Source organism: Marinimicrobium sp. UBA4209, assembly GCF_002381585.1.
GTDB classification, from domain to species: Bacteria; Pseudomonadota; Gammaproteobacteria; order Pseudomonadales; family Cellvibrionaceae; genus Marinimicrobium; species Marinimicrobium koreense.
In genome coordinates this window covers 2,291-19,598 of sequence record NZ_DFTP01000109.1, presented here as the reverse complement: position 1 = coordinate 19,598, position 17,308 = coordinate 2,291, and the positions used below count along the sequence as shown (strand labels likewise).

Genomic DNA, 17,308 nt, shown 5'->3' with positions numbered 1-17,308 from the left:
GGCGGATGCGGCCTTTGGCCTTATCCGCCCTACGAGACTATCGGCTTGGGCAATGGCGGGTGCGCTTCGCTCCGAACCGTCGGACCGATCCGCCCTACGGATAGTGCGGAGGTTGCGTAGGGCGGATAAGCCGTAGGCGCATCCGCCGTTACCCAAGCCGATAGCCCGTAGGTCGAATTAGCCCCGCAAGGGGCGTAATCCGACTCCACTCAATATCAGCATCCCGAAGGTTGTTGGCCTGGTTCCTGCTTAGTCCCTGCCATAATGAGAGGGCTCGACGCGAAGGCTGAGTGGCACTGGCGACGATGAATCGACCTGTGCTCGCAATGCGCCAAAATGGTACGCCACCCGGCGGCGTATGACTTATTGCGGTGCAGCTCCAGTGTGGGACCTCTGACGACAGCCGAACGGGAGACGACGTGATCGATATCGGTAGAGTAAAAGCCATCTGGCGTTATCCCATCAAGGGGATGGCGGGAGAGCGCGTCGAGTCGGTCCAGCTGGGCCCAATGGGGGTGTCGGGGGATCGCGTCATGGCGGTGCAGGACGTGGCCCGGCAGGAAATTCAGAGTTGTAAATTCCGGCCACAACTCCTTCAGTGCCGAGCCCAAACCGTAAACCCGCAGACGCTCGACAGCCCCATCGAAATTCAGTTCCCGGACGGCTCCCGCCTGTCCGCGACCGATCCTCAAACAGATCGACGTCTCTCGGCATTGCTCGGGCACGAGAGCCGTTTACAGCGGTTGCGCCCGGCCAACGATGAGGCTTTTTACCGTCGATACAAAGCCGACGATCACACCTGGCTTGAGGAGTTGAAGGCAACCTTCGAGCGCGAGCCGGGTGAGCCTTTGCCCGCGCTGGACCAACTCCCCGAGGAAACACAAAACTATGTTTCACTGCGGGGAAGCTTTTTCCTGGTCGCTCCGTTTCACATCGTGTCTACCGCGAGTCTGACGCACCTGGCGGAGCTGAATGCTCAAGCCGATTGGGACGTCGAACGGTTTCGACCCAATCTGGTGATTGAAACGCCGTCGGGCATGACGGGGTTGGCCGAACAGGCCTGGTTGGGAAAGGCACTGAGAATAGGTAGTGCGCGAATAGAGTGCTCCGAACCCGCTCCCCGGTGCGGCGCGGTTGTGCGAGCGCAGCAGGGCTTTGGTTCGGATACCAGTATACTGCGGACGATTGTCCGCGAGGCCGATCAAAACCTCGGAATTTATGGCGATGTCACCGACAGTGGTCAGATCACCGTGGGAGATCGCGTGTTTATTGACAACGGCCCAATCAAGTAGTGGGCCTTGATGTGAGCGCTACTGGGTGTTGCTGTCCATTTCTTGCGCCATGGTTCGAAAGGCTTCTACCAGGGTGTCGGCCTCCTGCGCCCCGGAAATCAGATAACGCTGATTGACCACAAACGCCGGCACCGCCGTCACCCCGGCGTTCTGGTAACTGCGTTCCTCCTCCATCACCGCCTGCCCAAACTCGTCGCTCTCCAGGATCCGTTGCGCCTCGTCCGCATCCAGCCCTGCGGCCTTGGCGCAACCGATCAATACGCCGGGTTTTGAAACATCCTCGGCACGGCCGAAATACGCCTCAAACAGGGCTTTTTTCAAAAACGTGGCTTTGTCCTGGGGCGCCGCCCACTTGAGCAGCCGGTGCGCATCAAAGGTATTGCAGGTATAGCGCTCCTGCATTTTCTCAAAGTTGAGTCCCAAGGACTTGGCAATGCCCATCATCTCCGCCTGGGCCGCCTGCATCTCCGCCTCCGGCCGACCGTACTTGCGCGCCAGTGCCGGCAGTATCGGCTCTGGCTGGGCGTCATCGTCCGGATTCAGCTCAAACGCACGCCACTGCTCGGTAAACTCGATCTCCTCGGCCAGCGCCCGCTTCGCCTGGTCCAGCCGGGCATAGCCAATGGCACACCAGGGACAGGCAACGTCGGATACGATATCGATATGTAGGTGCTTCATGGGGTACTCCGGATCAAGTGTGGTGCCAGTGTATCAAAGGTGATACGCGGATTCTCCGCGCCTTGGATGGCTCAAAGCAGGCAACACTTCTTGTACTTCTTACCGCTGCCGCAAGGGCAGGGGTCATTGCGCCCCACCTTGGGTTCCGCGCGCATCGGCTGTTGCACGGGCGGCGCGGGATCATAGTGGCTCCTCAAATCCAGGCTGTACGCATGTAGCTGGCGAGCGGCGGCCGGCACGGCGCTCGCCAAAGTCGGTAGGCTTTCGGGGCTTTCGTGCTGAATTTGTTCGAACATCTCCCCTGTTCCGAACACGTTGATCAGGCCGAGAAAGTAGAGGTACTCCTCCGGTAGACTTTCCCACGCATCGCCGGCGGCCATAATGGCTCGGGTGTAACCGGTGCACCAGTCTTCCACGCCATACCCGTCCTGACCCTCTTGAGGTTCGTTGAATACCGGGTAGAACTCATCGGGTTGATCAATCAGGGTATGGATGATGCTATTCATGTACTCAAACACCAGGCCAAAAAAACGCTCGAATTCACCCTCCGAGGACCAGTTTGGCTCTTGCTCCGGCCCGCCCCAGAGAGCGCCTATCCACTGACTGGGCATAACCGGCTCCGGGCTTGAGGCAATGGATGTCAGAAACCCATCCAGTGCGCTGATGTTGGGCAGAGACGCCGGCGTACCGTAGTCGCGCAACACTTGGGCCAAAAACGCCACATCCTTCGCCGGAAGCCCGCGATCCACAGGCCTGTAGACGTCCCCCGTTGGTAGCTCGTCGAGCTCTGCGGCAAATTCGGCCGCCAGATCGCCGTCCAAATCGTAGTCCCATGCCTCATCATAAGGATTGGGGAATTCGCCCTCGGGTGTATCGACGAAGGGGTGGGGCGCCAGGCCACTGCCAAAGCGGTACAGGCCATCGTCCATAAACCGAGGCACCGGGTCGAAACGCTCTTTTTTGCCCTCCGGGGTCTTCGCGGTTTTGGGCAGATCGCTGATGTAGCGCCCCAGGGCAAACGCCTGCTCCGGATCGAGCTGCGCCAACTGCTCGTGCGCCAGAGTTTCCCGAACCCACTGCTCGGCCTCGGTAACATGGCCGTTCACGCTCGGGTCCGTATTGCGGACATACACCATGCCGGCGGCGCGCTCGGTGAAATTCTGCACCACCTGTTCGAACTGATCGTCATCCACAAAACCGCCCTCGACCATCAACTCGAACAGGTTGCCCACCCAGGCTTCCACCAGATCCACCCAGAACTTCTCCGGCGAAGGGCGTTGGCTGTAAGGCAACAGCAGCGTGAAGCGGCTGTGTGCCTCCACCGCAATGGCCGTGTAAAGCCCACTACCGGGCCGGTTCTCGATTACATGGCACTGCCAGCTAATCAGGTCGGCATTGGTGATCAACGGCTGGGTACCCACCCGCTTGCCATCCGGGCTGGGCAGGCGGTCAAAGGTACCGCCCAGCCATTTTTCCAAGGCTTTGGTGGCGGCGACATGGACGAACATTTTGGGAGTTGGCATAACGAATCGGTTTGTCAGTGAGTGGGTGTGTAGCGTCAAACCGCAATGCTACCCCATCGCTACGGCGCCTGCGAGGTGGAACGATGGTTGAAACTGGCCTTTGAGCCGAATATCGAAACTAATCGGCTCATGTGTTGAGCTGAATGCCGACGATAACCGGCCAATGATACGTATCCGCATAACCCGGCACTCGCTCACATTCCGGACAGTACCGGGCTAATCTGGCTTGACTGTATCTCGTTTGAGATACAAAATAGGGTGTATTTATCCTCTGGAGGTCGCGCTTATGGCCCATACATCGATGCTGCATGTTAGGGTGGACGACAAACTCAAGGCGGATGCGGCGAACAAACTGGCCGATGTCGGCCTGACTGTGTCGGACGCCGTCCGTATTCTATTGACTCGTGTCTGCAAAGAAGGGGGCTTGCCCGCAGGCCTTACGACCGATGAAAAGGCTCACGACCTCTGGTTTCGGGAGAAGGTCTTGGAGGCACTGGCGGACACTGGTCCAGGAAACTCTCATCAACAGGTTATTGATGAAGCCCGGGCTGTAATTGAAAGGAAGCAGAGTAATGACCGACATACACTGGTCGGCGCTGGCTCGCGCTGATCTCTTGGACATTGTCGATTACATATCAGACGATAACCCTGTGGCTGCGCTGCAGGTCTTGGACGACATTAACACCAAGGTCGGCCAGCTAGCATACTTCCCACAATCGGGCCGCTTGGGCAGAGTTGAAGGAACCCGGGAGTTGGTCGTACTGGCGAACTATGTCGTTGTGTACCAAGAGGATGCGATTGCACCGCGTGTATTGCGAGTGTTACATGCCGCGCAACAATGGCCTTCGACCCCGGAGTAGAGCGTTAGAAGCCGAAGCTGAAAATCCCCCTCCGTGTTCAATATGCTTTTCCTATTTCAGCATTGGTACCGTAAAATCCAATCCTGTAAAGTACTGGCTAGACAGAAAAGCCGTTCAGAGACATGGATATGCAGCCCTTACTGACACCCTGCCCGCTCGATTTCGACGTTTTCGCTGCACCTCACTCCGCGCCCCGCCAAAACCGCGAGGCCGGTAAATGAGCCAGGGGGAACTGATCATCTACCGCACGGAGGACGGGCAGGCAGAGATCCAACTGCGGGTAGAGGGTGAGACGGCGTGGTTGACTCAAGCGGAAATAGCCGACTTGTTTTCTACGACCAAACAAAATGTCAGTTTGCACGTCCGTAACATCTTGAAAGAAGGGGAGTTATCCGAGCATTCAGTTGTAAAGGAAAACTTGACAACTGCCGCTGACGGCAAGAATTACCGGGTCAAATGGTACAGCCTTCCCATGATCCTCGCGGTTGGCTACCGAGTGCGCTCCCCCCGCGGCACCCAGTTCCGCCAATGGGTCACCGCACACCTGGAGGAGTACCTGGTCAAGGGCTTCATCATGGACGACCAGCGCCTGAGGGAGCCCGGCGGCTGGGACTACTTCGACGAGCTGCTGGCGCGCATCCGCGACATCCGCGCCTCCGAGAAGCGCTTTTACCAGAAGGTTCGCGATCTCTTTACCCTCTCCAGCGACTATCAGCCCGGCGACCAGGCAGCCCAGCAGTTCTTCGCTGAAGTCCAGAACAAGCTGCTCTACGCCGTCACCAGCCATACCGCCGCCGAGCTGGTGGTACACCGTGCCGACCCGCATGAGCCCAATATGGCGCTGACCAGTTGGAAAGGCGCGCGGGTCCGCAAAACAGACGTCACAATTGCCAAGAACTACCTGACCGCTGACGAAGTGGATACCCTTAACCGGCTGGTGGTGATCTTCCTGGAGCAGGCTGAATTGCGGGCCAAAGGCCGGAAAGACCTGACGCTGGATTACTGGCGCAACAACGTCGACCGCCTGCTGGAATTCAACGAGAGGCCCGTCCTGCAAGGCGTGGGCGCCATGAGCGCGGAGCAGGCAAAGCACGTTGTCCACGAGCGATACGAGCAATTCGATACCCAAAGGCGACAAAATGAAGCACTGGAAGCCGATGCCGAGGATCTAAAGGCCTTGGAGGCATTGGAGCAAGAGGTCAAACAGAAGGGAAAGAAGCCATAAACTGGTTTTGAGCCAAGGATTGCTCGCGCATAGTCACACCAATTTACCCCGCCAGTTGTCTTAGCCCAACCCTGCCTTTGTCATGAGGACGCCAGGACAAGAGTCTTGCTGAAGTACCAATCCGAGCAGCCTTGTTGGCACGCGAATCTTTCATCCTGTAAAGTACCTAAAACTGAGCGCTGGTTGATCTTTTGAGACTCTCATGCCCGATACGATTGGATACTACCAAGAGCACGCGGAAGAATTTGTGTCATCGACATTCGGTGTAGACATGGACGCGCTCTACAGCGAATTTCTACCTCTGATACCCAAGGGCGGGCATATTCTGGATGCGGGCTGTGGCTCTGGGCGAGATGCGCTTCACTTTCACCGCAAGGGTTTTACCGTATCCGCCTTTGATGGTGCTCTAGCTATAGCTGAACTAGCGCGGAACAAAACTGGTTTGGCTGTTGAGTGTCGACAGTTTTCTGAAGTCACAGAAGCAGCCGTTTACGACGGCATCTGGGCATGTGCCAGTCTACTGCATCTACCAGCAGATCAGATTCCAGACGCCATTGATCGACTTTGGCGGGCTCTGAGGCCCGGCGGTAATCTCTATATAAGCTTCAAGGTCGGTGATGGTGAGCGCAGCCACGAGGGGCGGCATTTCACCGACGCAACCGAAGTCGAGGCGAAACAGTGGCTATCAGACATTGAGGATTTGGAAAGCCACCGCTTATGGCGGACTGATGACCAGCGCCGGGATAGGAACGAGCAGTGGCTGAACATTCTGCTTACCAAGCAGCCTGCACCACACAGCAAACTCACTACCGGCGGAGAGAACAATCATTTCCTGCCCAAGCTCTGCCGCGCCATCAACCGTGCCAATCGAATTGATATGGCCGTGGCGTTTATCAAAACTACCGGTCTCAATCTGCTGTTCAAAGATCTGAATAACGTATTAGAGCGTGTCAAGAACCCATCAAAGTTGCGAATTCTCACCAGTGACTACCTCGATATTACGGACCCGGAAGCTTTGCGCAAACTACTGTTGCTGCAAGATCAGGGAGCAGAGGTGCGGGTATACCAGAGCCAGGGTAGCAGCTTTCATATGAAAGCTTACCTGTTCGCCGGTACCACCGAGAGTGATGGGCACTGGGGAAAAGCATATATCGGCTCGAGCAACCTGAGCCGTCAGGCACTACAGGATGGCCTGGAGTGGAACTATGAAGTGAGTTTTCCGACCGATACCGGGTACTTGGAGGCTGTAAGCCGCTTTGAAGAACTGTTTGCAAATGCGAAGACGCAACCGCTGAGCGATGCTTGGGTTGACGAGTACGAGGCTCGGCGTCAGCCGCCCACTCAATCCGTCGCCCCAGGTAGCATTGAACAGGAAGCTCCGCCGAAACCGACTATCGTTCAAAAGGAGGCTTTGGCCGCATTGGATGATACCCGCCAGCAAGGTTATGGCCGCGGCGTAGTGGTGCTGGCGACTGGGTTGGGTAAAACTTGGCTGTCCGCCTTCGATGCGGTGCAGATGGGCGCTCGGCGAATCTTGTTTGTCGCTCACCGGGAAGAGATTCTTAATCAAGCAGCAGAGACTTATCTTCGTATTAAACCCAGTGCCAGGGTTGGCTTTTATATGGGGAAACAGCGCGACACTACCGTTGACATTCTTTGTGCCTCAGTGCAGACGTTGGGTAGGGTTGAGCATTTGGAGCAATTCAAGCCCCAACACTTTGATTACATTGTAATTGATGAGTTTCACCATGCGGCAGCGCCCACTTATCATCGGCTGCTCAGCCATTTTGCACCTCAGTTTCTGCTAGGGCTGACCGCCACTCCTGATCGCACTGACCGCTCCGATATACTATCTTTGTGTGATGATAATTTGGTTTTTGAGTACCCCCTGTTCGATGGTGTGCGGAGTGAGCATCTCGTTCCATTTCACTATTATGGAATCTATGACGAAGGTGTCGATTACACAGAAATACCTTGGCGAAATGGTAAGTTTGATCCTCGCTTGTTAGCCAATAAGTTGGCGACTCTGGGCCGAGCCAGGCACGCCCTTCGGGAGTGGCGGCAGTACCGTCAGAGCCGAACTCTGGCATTTTGTGTGTCTCGCCAGCATGCTGAATTTATGGCCGAGCAATTCATTAAAAGCGGTGAACGGGCTGCCGCAGTGCATGGTGAATCGGAACTGTCGCGTGGCGAGGCATTGGAGCACCTCGAGCAAGGTGATCTCGATATTGTCTTTTCGGTCGACTTGTTCAACGAAGGGGTCGACTTGCCTGCAATCGACACAGTGCTTTTGCTTCGCCCAACCGAATCAAAAATCCTGTTTCTGCAACAGATTGGCCGGGGCTTGCGCCATAGCCCGGGTAAATCCCAGCTAGTGATTATTGATTTTGTGGGTAATCACCAGAGCTTTCTACATAAGCCACAAGCCTTGATGGGGCAGGCAATGAACCACCGCCAACTCGCTGAGTTTGGGCGAAAAGCTGAGCATGAGCGCTTGGCTCTTCCCGATGGGTGCTTCATTAACTATGACTTGAAGATCATCAATTTTCTGAAAGATCTGGATGCCAAAGGGCCGGATAAGGATTACGTGTCATTAAGAGACACCCTGGGCCGCCGCCCGACACTTACTGAGTATTACCATTTTGGCGGAAACCTTACCCAAACGAGGAGGCAGCATGGCAGCTGGTTTGGGCTGCTTGAGGCCATGGGTGATCTCTCAGAAAAGGAGTCTGCTTTAGTTAACCAGCACAAGGACTTCTTTGGTGAGCTGGAAACTACCTCAATGGCCAAGTCTTTCAAGATGATTTTGCTAGAAGCCTTCCAGCAGTTGGGTGGATGGTATGAGCCCCCAACACTGGAAGACCTTGCTAAGTCGTCCTGGGAAGCGCTGAAGCGCCGTCCCCGTTTATTTGTCGAAATCAGCGATTCAGTACGGAATTCCGACGGTGGCTCGAAAGAATGGCAAAAATACTGGAAGAAGAATCCCGTTGATCACTGGACGAACAAAAATCCCGCAATATTTCGGGTAGAAGGCGATCGCTTTGTCCCGGCGTTCACAGTTGACCCTAGTGTGATTCCCGAACTTGAATTCATGGCTCAAGAGCTTCTGGACTACCGGCTGGCTTCTTACGAGGCGCGGGCCAGTGTTAAATTGGAAGCACCAGAGAGCCGAGTAACTAGCTTGCCGGAGCGATCAGGTATTGAGTTGCCTTACTTTCCAACGTTGAAGATTGCCTGCGGTCATTTCCGCAACAGTCGGGCCGATGCAGAAGAGTACCGGCATTTGCCTAATGTTTACGGACGCCTGGACCCGACGCGGCATTTCATTGCCCGTGCTTCTGGGGAGTCCATGAATGGTGGAAAGAACCCCGTCCGCGATGGCGATTATCTGCTACTTGAGCAGGTCAGTCCATTGAAGGCGGGTAGCATCACAGGTAAAACCCTTGCTATTGAGCGCGTAGATGAGGCCGGAGATACACAATACTTACTCCGGAAAGTGTTAAAAGATGAGCAAGGAGAATACACCTTGCGCGCGGCCAACCCAGACTATCAAGATATACGTGTAACACCGGAAATGGCTGATGAGTTGCGCACCTTTGCTAGGTTGATCGCGATTGTGGATCCTGTCGAATTAGCTGTTGGTGAAGCATTTTATCGAGAGGAGATTCCAGAGTTGTTCGGAGCGAGCTATAGCCCTGGAAACTGGAACAGCGGTCATGTGTTCCTGGAGCAGAAACAAGCTCATGTTTTGCTGGTCACATTGAACAAGCAGGGGAAGGTCGATAATCATCGGTATGTAGATTATTGGGTTGACGACAACCACTTTCACTGGCAAAGCCAACGTTCTACTACCCCGGATAAAAAGAGGGGTAAAGAACTCATTCATCACCAAAAGTTGGGTCTATCCGTCCATTTGTTTGTTAGAAAGAATAAACTTGTGAATGGTAAGTCGGCACCTTTCGTTTACCACGGCCCGGTAGCGTACGAGAGCCACGAAGGAAGTGCGCCTATGAGTGTCGTTTTTCGATTAGATTGACAAGTCTGTTAAAAGAAATGAGCTCTTGTTTTCCAGAAGTGTGCTCGGTTAGGCCCAGGTGGGACTAGTCCGAGCGGGTTGAGCGAGATAGATTTTACCGCGCGCAAGCTGGCGCGCTCACTGTATGGCTGGGCTATGGCGGGCGTTATGCATATTCGGTTTGGGGGATGGGCCATTAGCGGGGCATGGGGACTTTTGTGATTGACTTCACAAATGGACAGTTGCCTCAATGTTTGAAATTGACAGTCGCGTTCAAGACGAATTAAGGTTCACATAGCTATTGAAAGGAGATTCAAGTGAAATATTCCTCTTTTGTGATTGGCCTTGCCGTTTTCCTGCAGGCTTGTGCCACGACCCCGTCGCCTTATATTACTGAGTGTGCTCAGCCCGCGTGCGAGCGACAGGCCTCCGAACAATCACTGGCCAGCCGTGCTTCGGACGGAATAGAGGTCGTAACCAATAGTCACTTATCGTTCCATATCAGTAGCACACCAAAGAAGCTTGTTCATCAGCAGGATATGCTGTTCATCATCTTCTCTGACGACACGAAAATCGCCGCATCAACCTTATCATTAAGCGATTTCGGCCTGAATGACAGTGAGCTTTCCGCTTCTTCGCTCCTAAACCTGTCGTTAATGGAAAAGTTCAGTTCGCTACCGAACAGCCTTAGCCGGGCCGAGCGGCATGTCATTCGGTCAATAAAGCTAGATGCGATGAGCGGTGACGAAGCAGTGCGTTACACCGGCGATAATATTACAATTTACCTCTATTCTGAAACAGACAAGAAGCACAAGGCCTATGTTGTGTCCGGGAAGGAGTCAACGTCCTGGACAATGCTGGACCTTTACGGTCTGACGAGAGATGACGTCAAAGACGTGCTTTCAACTATTAAACCGTTTTAACACCAACCTCTGTAAGGAAACACTATGAGTGAACCTCTCACCGCATCCGAAGTTCAAGATACCAAGGATGTCCTTCAAAATTTTTACGGCGCGCAGACACAGAACTGGCGGATTACCGTGAGGACCCTAGAGGTTCTGGGGCGTCTGATTGAAAAAACACGGGCGTGTGACAGTATGATGGATTTAGTGCCCAGGCCGTTTGGCGGTGGATCGGTGATTAAGTGGGGACAGAAGCAGATACGACAAGCCGTGCTCAGAAAATTGAAAGATAACAGTGGAAAACATTATATTGCCTGCATGAAGGCGTCCGCCGCGTCTATGAGGACTGACTTTTATATGTCAGGCCTCTAAGAATGTTTAGTTCGCTGACGCCCCAACGGTCACCGTACTGAGCTGTTGGGTGTTTGAAGAAAGATGGCGGATGCGCAGGCTTATCCGCCCTACGGGAAGTCGTGGTAGGGCGGATAAGCGAAGCGCATCCGCCGTTGCCTGTTTTAGCTCTAGTTCAGTATTTCTCTTAAATACTGCCCCGTATAAGACTTCTTTCGTTTGATCACAGTGTCGGGCTTACCTTGAGCGATAACCTTGCCACCCTGGCTACCACCCTCAGGCCCCATATCAATCACCCAATCCGCCTCGGCAATTACATCCAGGTTGTGCTCGATCACCAGCACTGAATTGCCCGCATCCACCAGCCGGTGCAGTACGTGCAGGAGTTTATCCACATCAGCCATATGCAGGCCGACGGTGGGTTCGTCGAGGACGTAGAGGTTGTGGGCTGATCTTCTTCCTTTGTTGTCTTCCGGGGTCATGTTGGCTTTGCTGAGTTCGGCCACCAGTTTGATGCGCTGGGCTTCGCCGCCGCTCAGGGTCGGGCTCTGTTGGCCCAGGGTCAGGTAGCCCAGGCCCACGTCCTGCAGTAGGCGCAGGGCGTGGTGGACTTTGCTGATGGGGGCGAAGAACTCGACGGCCTCGTCGATGTTCATGGCGAGGACGTCGCCGATGTGTTTGCCCTTATAAGTGACGCTCAGGGTTTCGTCGTTGAAACGCCAGCCGTGGCACACGTCGCAGAGAACACGTACGTCGGGCAGGAAGTTCATTTCGATTTTCTGTTCGCCCTGGCCGCCGCAGGCCTCGCAGCGGCCGTCGCCGGCGTTGAAGGAAAAGCGCGCGGGGGTGTAGCCGCGCAGTCTCGCATCCACGGTGCCGGCAAAGAGTTTGCGGATGGTGTCCCAGATGCCGATGTAGGTGGCGGGGCAGGAGCGTGGGGTTTTGCCGATGGGGGTCTGATCGACTTCCAGGATTCGGTCAATGTTTTCCCATCCGGTGATTTGGCTGGCGCCGGTCCAGGTCTGTTTGGTTTTGCGTTTCTGGGCGATGGCCTGTTTGAGGTTGGGGTAGAGTACGCCGCGTATCAGGGTGCTTTTGCCGCTGCCGCTTACGCCGGTGATGGTCACCAGTTGGCGCAGGGGCACGCTCACATTGACCTTGCGCAGGTTGTTCTGAGTTGCTCCCTCGATGTGCAGACTTTCCTTGTCCCAGAGCTTGCGCATCTCAGCGTTGCGCAAATCGGGCATGGGGTGGCGCAGGGGTTCGGAGAGCATCTGCCCGGTGAGCGAGCGCTTGTTGCCCATCACCTGTTTCAGGCTGCCGTGGGCCACGACTTCGCCCCCGTTGATGCCCGCGCGCGGGCCCATGTCGATCAGGTGGTCGGCTTCGCGGATAGTGTCTTCGTCGTGCTCGACCACGACCACGGTGTTGCCCTGTTGTTGCAGCTCGCGCAGGGTTTCGATCAGTTTGCGGTTGTCCCGGGTGTGCAGGCCGATGGTGGGTTCGTCCAGTACGTAACACACGCCCTGGAGGCTGGAGCCCAACTGTGCGGCCAGGCGGATGCGCTGGGCTTCGCCGCCGCTCAGGGTGGGTGCGGCGCGGTCCAGGCTCAGGTAGTCGAGCCCGACTTTCTGCAGGAACTGGAGGCGGCTGTGCATTTCGGCCAACAGATCCCGGGCGATGGCCTGCTCATTGGTTTTCAGTTTGAGGGTTTTGAACCACTGCTCGGCGGCGACCACGGGTAGCGATGCCAGCTCGGCAATGGAGCGGTCCCGGAAGCGTACGGCCAGGGCGGTGGGGTTCAGGCGTTGGCCGTTGCAGCCCGGGCAGATTTTTTCCGTACCCGCTTCGTCGTCCGGCAGCCAGGTGCGTTCCTCGCCGGTCTGTTCTTCGTCAAAGCCCTTGATGATCTGCCCGGTGCCGTAGCAGCGTTGGCACCAGCCGTGTTTGGAGTTGTAGGAGAACAGGCGCGGGTCCAGTTCATCGAAACCGTCGCCGCAGCTCGGGCAGGCGCGCTGGGTGGAGAACAGGCGTTCACTGGCGGCCTGTTTGCCCGTACGTTTGTCGACGGGCGCCACAATCACAATGCCGTTCCCAAGATCCAGTGCCTGCTCCAGGCCATCCATCAAGGCCCGTTCGTTCCTGGCGGAAACGGTCACGTCGGTCAGCGGTAGCTCGATGTTGTGTTCGCGATAGCGGTCCAGCTTGGGCCAGTTGTCGGTGGGTTGGTACTCGCCGTCCACACGCAGTCTGGTGTAACCACGGGCGGCGGCCCATTCGGCCAGTTCGCGGTATATGCCCTTGCGCGCGACGACCATGGGCGCGAGCAACGTGACCTCCCGGTTGCGGTAATCTTTCTGCACCCGCGCCAGAATGGCGGCTGGGGTCTGCGGTTCGATGGGTACTTCGCACTCCGGGCAGTGCTGGGTACCGAGCTTGACGTAGAGCAACCGCAGGTAGTGGTAGATTTCCGTCAGGGTCGCCAGGGTGCTTTTGCGCCCGCCGCGACTGGTGCGCTGTTCGATGGCCACGGCCGGGGGGATACCGTAGATGGCATCCACATCCGGGCGCGAGGCGGGCTGCACAAACTGCCGGGCGTAGGCGTTCAGGGATTCCAGGTAGCGACGCTGGCCTTCGCCAAAAATCAGATCGAACGCCAGGGTGCTTTTGCCACTGCCGCTGACGCCGGAGATGACGGTGAGTTTATCCCGCGGAATGGTGACGTCGATATTCTTCAGGTTGTGTTCGCGGGCGTGGTGCACGCTGATGACCTGATCGGTTTTGCGCTTGCGCTTTTTCGCGGGCGCGGGCAGAGCGACCCCTTGCGTCAAGGACGCGTCGTACTCGCGCAATGCCTGGGCGGTATAACCGTTGTTGCTGGCCATGATCTCGGCTGGGCTGCCCGCCGCCAGCAGTTCCCCGCCGGCGTCGCCGCCTTCCGGCCCAATATCGATCAACCAGTCTGCAGCGCGAATCACATCCAGGTTGTGTTCGATCACCAGCAGCGAATGTCCTGCGGCCTGCAACTGGCGGAAGGCGCCCATGAGAGTCGCGATATCGGCAAAGTGCAGGCCGGTGGTGGGTTCGTCGAACAGGAACAGGATGTGTTCTTTATCTTTGGCCTTAGTGTTGGCGAGGTGACCTGCGAGTTTCAGGCGCTGCGCTTCACCGCCACTCAGGGTGGGCACGGCCTGGCCCAGTTGCACATAGTCCAGGCCCACGTCCGCCAGGGGTTGCAGGCTACGCTGGACCTCGGGTTTATCGTGGAAGAACGTCAGCGCTTCGGCCACGGTCATCGCCAGGGCGTCGGCAATGGACAGAGCACGTCGACCTTCGTCGGCATCCTGCAGCAGTTTCACTTCCAGAATTTCATCGCGGAAGCGTTTACCATCGCAGTCCGGGCAGCGCAGATACACGTCGCTCAGAAACTGCATCTCCACATGCTCGAAGCCGTTGCCCTGGCAAGTGGGGCAACGGCCGTTGCCGGAGTTGAAACTGAAGGTGCCCGGCGTATAGCCGCGCTCTTTGGCCAGGGGTGTGGCGACAAACAGTTTGCGGATGGCGTCGAAGGCGCCCACGTAGGTGGCCGGTGTGGAGCGCGTGGTTTTGCCGATGGGGCTCTGGTCGACCATCACCGCCCGGTCGATTTTATCCAGTCCGTCGATACGTTGGTGAGCGCCGGGCGCTTCGGTCTGTTCGCCCAGGTGTTTGAGGATGGCCGGGTAGAGTATCTGGCGCATCAGGGTGGACTTGCCCGAGCCGCTTACGCCGGTGAGGCACACCAGTTTTTTCAACGGAATGGTGACGTTGATGTTTTTCAGGTTGTGTTCGCGTGCACCGGTGATGGTGATGGCAGGCAGATTCTTTTGGGACGCAGGTTCCGGGTATACCGGTCCGGGACTCGCCGTGGACCCTTCCATGGGGGCTCGACTGCCGCTTCCATGCGGCAGACGGTCCCGGACCGGTATACCCGGAACCTGCTCGTGCCGAACTGATACTTGTTTGGTTCCGTTTAAGTAGCTTGCCGTGAGATTGGTCTTGCGCTTGAGCAACGCATTGGGTGTGCCGAAGAATTCAATATTGCCGCCGTGGCGGCCCGGGCCTGGGCCGATATCCAGAATGCGGTCGGCGGCGAGAATCACCTGCGGGTCGTGCTCCACCACCAGCAGGGAGTTGCCGGCGTCACGCAGTCGGTGCAGGACTTTGACCAGCCGCTGAATATCGCGCGGATGCAGGCCGGTGCTGGGCTCGTCCAGCACGAACAGCGTATTCACCAATGAGGTGCCCAGAGCGGTGGTGAGGTTGATGCGCTGCACTTCGCCGCCGCTCAGGGTGCGGGACTGCCGGTCCAGGGTCAGGTAGTCCAGGCCCACTTCGCACAGGTAGCCCAGCCGCGAGCGGATTTCTTCCAGCAGCAGTTGGGTGGGTTCGTCCGCGTTGGCGTCGCCCATCTGCTCGAAAAAGTCGGCGCAGCGCACCAGGGGCAGGCGCATCACATCGGCAATGTTGAGACCGGGCAACTGGTTGAACCGATCCGCTGCAAGCGTGTTGCCCTTGGGTATAAAGCGGGCGCGACCGGACAGCGCCTGTTCGGCCGCTTCAAAGGAACCGACTCGCCACCAGAGCGAGGTGGGTTTCAGGCGGGCGCCACCGCAGTCCTGGCAGGGTGTGTAGGAGCGGTATTTGGAGAGTAGCACCCGGATGTGCATTTTGTAGGACTTGCTTTCCAGCCAGTCGAAAAACTCTTTGATACCGTACCAGCGGCCACTTTCCCATGAACCGTCCCCTTCGCCCTGAATGACCCACTGTTGTTGCTCGTCGGTCAACTCCGCCCAGGGTTTGGTGATGGGGATGCTGCGCTTTTTGGCGAAGCGAATCAGATCCCGTTGGACTTCGTTGAACGACGGCGTCTGAATCGGTTTGATGGCGCCGTCCTTCAGGCTCAGGCGCTCGTCCGGAATCACCAGGCCATAGTCCACACCGATAATACGGCCAAAGCCCCGGCAGCTGTCACAGGCGCCCAGAGGCGAGTTGAAGGAGAACTGGCTCGGCGTCGGCTCCGGGTAGTCGATATCGCAGCTTGGGCAGTGGTGGTGGCTGGAGAAGCGCTCCGGCTTGCTCACGGTCCTGTCGGCGCCCATTGGATAGATCAGCACATGGCCCTTGCCGTAGTGCAGGGCGGTTTCCACCGCCTCGGTGAGCCGGCCCCGGTTCTCGTCGGTCAGCTTGAGCCGGTCCTGTACCACTTCCACCCGGCTGCCATCACGCCCATGGATGCGGGCGTAGCCCTGCTGGTTGAGCAGTTGCAGCACTTCATCGTCGCTGAGCGTCTCCGGTACGGTGATGGGCAGGCATACCATCAGCCGCTGACCGTTGGGCCAGTCCCGATAGAGCGCTTCCACCACGCTCTGGGCGGTGTCGCACACCACCTCCCGGCCACAGCCCTGACAATACAGGTGAGCCAGGCGGGAGAAGAGCAGCTTCAGGTAGTCGTTCAGTTCGGTCATGGTGCCCACGGTGGAGCGGGAGGTGCGTACCGTATTGCTCTGCTCGATGGCGATGGCCGGCGGGATGCCGTCGATCAGGTCCACCGCCGGCTTGTCCATCCGGTCCAGAAACTGCCGGGCGTAGGCGGAGAAGGTCTCCACATAGCGTCGCTGGCCCTCGGCGTAGATGGTATCGAACGCCAGGGTGGACTTGCCCGAGCCGCTGACGCCGGTGACCACCACCATTTCCCCCAGGGGGATATCCAGGTCCAGGTTCTTCAGGTTGTTCTGGCGGGCGCCGCGGACAATGATGGCTTCGTGGGACATAAGCGGGGGCAGACTCCGGAGTTGGCAGAAGGGCTCAATATACGGGAGTTGGTCAGTACGACCAAGGGGCCCGGATGGATGTCAGCCCCTTGGCTCAGTGCTCGCCTCGCCAACAAAACATACCGGCCCGCTTACCCAGCACCCGAATCGATTCGTGCTCGTCCGCCGGCCGCTGCGCCAGACCATAGCACAGGTGCAGGGGTAGCAGGTGTTCCTCGCGGGGGTGACAGTAGCGGGCTTCCGGAGCCGTGCTCCAGTCTACCAGTCGCCCTGACCGCTCGGTCTCGCTCAGAGCCGGGTTGATCAGGGTGTCGGTCAGCCAGTCTTCGAAGGCTTTATTGCGCGCATCGCTCTGCGCTGTGACTGGCTCGAAAAAAGCCTTCATGTTGTGAAAAGAAAAGCCCGAGCCGATCACCAGTAGGTTGTCCCACTCCAGGCTCTGCAACGCCCGCCCCAGGGCGATGTGGGTCGCCGGGTCCAGGGATGTCAGCAGCGACAGTTGGATACAGGGAATATCCGCCTCGGGGAAAAGGAGCTTGAGGGGCACAAACAGCCCATGATCAAAGCCCCTTTCGAGGTCTTGCACGGCGTCCAGTCCCGCCTGGCTGAGCGCCTGACTGACCTGCGTGGCCAGTCCCGGCGCGCCGGG

At 57.3% G+C, this 17,308-nt stretch carries 11 protein-coding genes; 7 read left to right on the top strand and 4 right to left on the bottom strand.

The window, feature by feature from the left end; genetic code table 11:
• The first annotated feature begins 419 nt into the window (after positions 1-419).
• Positions 420-1,292, top strand: a complete 873-nt coding sequence (locus B3187_RS16190) for an MOSC domain-containing protein (protein ID WP_286807491.1) — start codon at positions 420-422, stop codon at positions 1,290-1,292.
• Between the two features lie 18 nt (positions 1,293-1,310).
• Here B3187_RS16190 and B3187_RS16185 read toward each other — a convergent pair whose 3' ends face one another.
• Positions 1,311-1,970, bottom strand: coding sequence for a DsbA family oxidoreductase (locus tag B3187_RS16185; protein WP_286807489.1), 660 nt, complete (start codon positions 1,968-1,970; stop codon positions 1,311-1,313).
• A 71-nt stretch (positions 1,971-2,041) separates the two neighbouring features.
• Positions 2,042-2,899, bottom strand: a complete 858-nt coding sequence (locus tag B3187_RS17625; RefSeq protein WP_414673720.1) for a UPF0149 family protein — start codon at positions 2,897-2,899, stop codon at positions 2,042-2,044.
• A gap of 880 nt (positions 2,900-3,779) precedes the next feature.
• Here B3187_RS17625 and B3187_RS16175 point away from each other — a divergent pair.
• From B3187_RS16175 to B3187_RS16150, 6 genes are all read left to right on the top strand, one after another.
• Positions 3,780-4,103: a type II toxin-antitoxin system RelB/DinJ family antitoxin gene (locus B3187_RS16175; RefSeq protein ID WP_024462191.1), complete on the top strand. Its 324-nt coding sequence runs from the start codon at positions 3,780-3,782 to the stop codon at positions 4,101-4,103.
• Entirely contained in the window at positions 4,066-4,353 is a 288-nt protein-coding gene (locus B3187_RS16170; protein WP_286807485.1) for a type II toxin-antitoxin system RelE/ParE family toxin, read from the top strand. The genes B3187_RS16175 and B3187_RS16170 overlap by 38 nt, the downstream gene beginning before the upstream one ends.
• A 217-nt stretch (positions 4,354-4,570) precedes the next feature.
• Positions 4,571-5,578, top strand: coding sequence for a virulence RhuM family protein (locus B3187_RS16165; RefSeq protein WP_286807483.1), 1,008 nt, complete (start codon positions 4,571-4,573; stop codon positions 5,576-5,578).
• Between the two features lie 202 nt (positions 5,579-5,780).
• Positions 5,781-9,614: a DUF3427 domain-containing protein gene (locus B3187_RS16160; RefSeq protein ID WP_286807482.1), complete on the top strand. Its 3,834-nt coding sequence runs from the start codon at positions 5,781-5,783 to the stop codon at positions 9,612-9,614.
• A 296-nt stretch (positions 9,615-9,910) separates the two neighbouring features.
• Positions 9,911-10,516 (top strand): hypothetical protein, encoded by a 606-nt coding sequence (locus B3187_RS16155; RefSeq protein ID WP_286807481.1) that lies wholly within the window; start codon positions 9,911-9,913, stop codon positions 10,514-10,516.
• A gap of 24 nt (positions 10,517-10,540) precedes the next feature.
• Positions 10,541-10,867: a hypothetical protein gene (locus B3187_RS16150; RefSeq protein WP_286807480.1), complete on the top strand. Its 327-nt coding sequence runs from the start codon at positions 10,541-10,543 to the stop codon at positions 10,865-10,867.
• A 149-nt stretch (positions 10,868-11,016) separates the two neighbouring features.
• On the opposite strand, the gene uvrA is transcribed toward B3187_RS16150, so the two are convergent.
• Complete coding sequence (gene uvrA / locus B3187_RS17475) at positions 11,017-16,659, bottom strand: excinuclease ABC subunit UvrA (protein ID WP_339619790.1); 5,643 nt, start codon at positions 16,657-16,659, stop codon at positions 11,017-11,019.
• A gap of 94 nt (positions 16,660-16,753) precedes the next feature.
• Positions 16,754-17,308: DODA-type extradiol aromatic ring-opening family dioxygenase (locus B3187_RS16135; protein WP_286807479.1), on the bottom strand; the 555-nt coding region annotated here is incomplete at its 5' end.

Coding starts and splice junctions, on each gene's coding strand:
- B3187_RS16170 (WP_286807485.1), top strand. CDS start 4,066: ATGACCGACATACACTGGTCGGCGCTGGCTCGCGCTGATCTCTTGGAC.
- B3187_RS16185 (WP_286807489.1), bottom strand. CDS start 1,970: ATGAAGCACCTACATATCGATATCGTATCCGACGTTGCCTGTCCCTGG.
- B3187_RS17625 (WP_414673720.1), bottom strand. CDS start 2,899: ATGGACGATGGCCTGTACCGCTTTGGCAGTGGCCTGGCGCCCCACCCC.
- uvrA (WP_339619790.1), bottom strand. CDS start 16,659: ATGTCCCACGAAGCCATCATTGTCCGCGGCGCCCGCCAGAACAACCTG.
- B3187_RS16150 (WP_286807480.1), top strand. CDS start 10,541: ATGAGTGAACCTCTCACCGCATCCGAAGTTCAAGATACCAAGGATGTC.
- B3187_RS16160 (WP_286807482.1), top strand. CDS start 5,781: ATGCCCGATACGATTGGATACTACCAAGAGCACGCGGAAGAATTTGTG.
- B3187_RS16175 (WP_024462191.1), top strand. CDS start 3,780: ATGGCCCATACATCGATGCTGCATGTTAGGGTGGACGACAAACTCAAG.
- B3187_RS16165 (WP_286807483.1), top strand. CDS start 4,571: ATGAGCCAGGGGGAACTGATCATCTACCGCACGGAGGACGGGCAGGCA.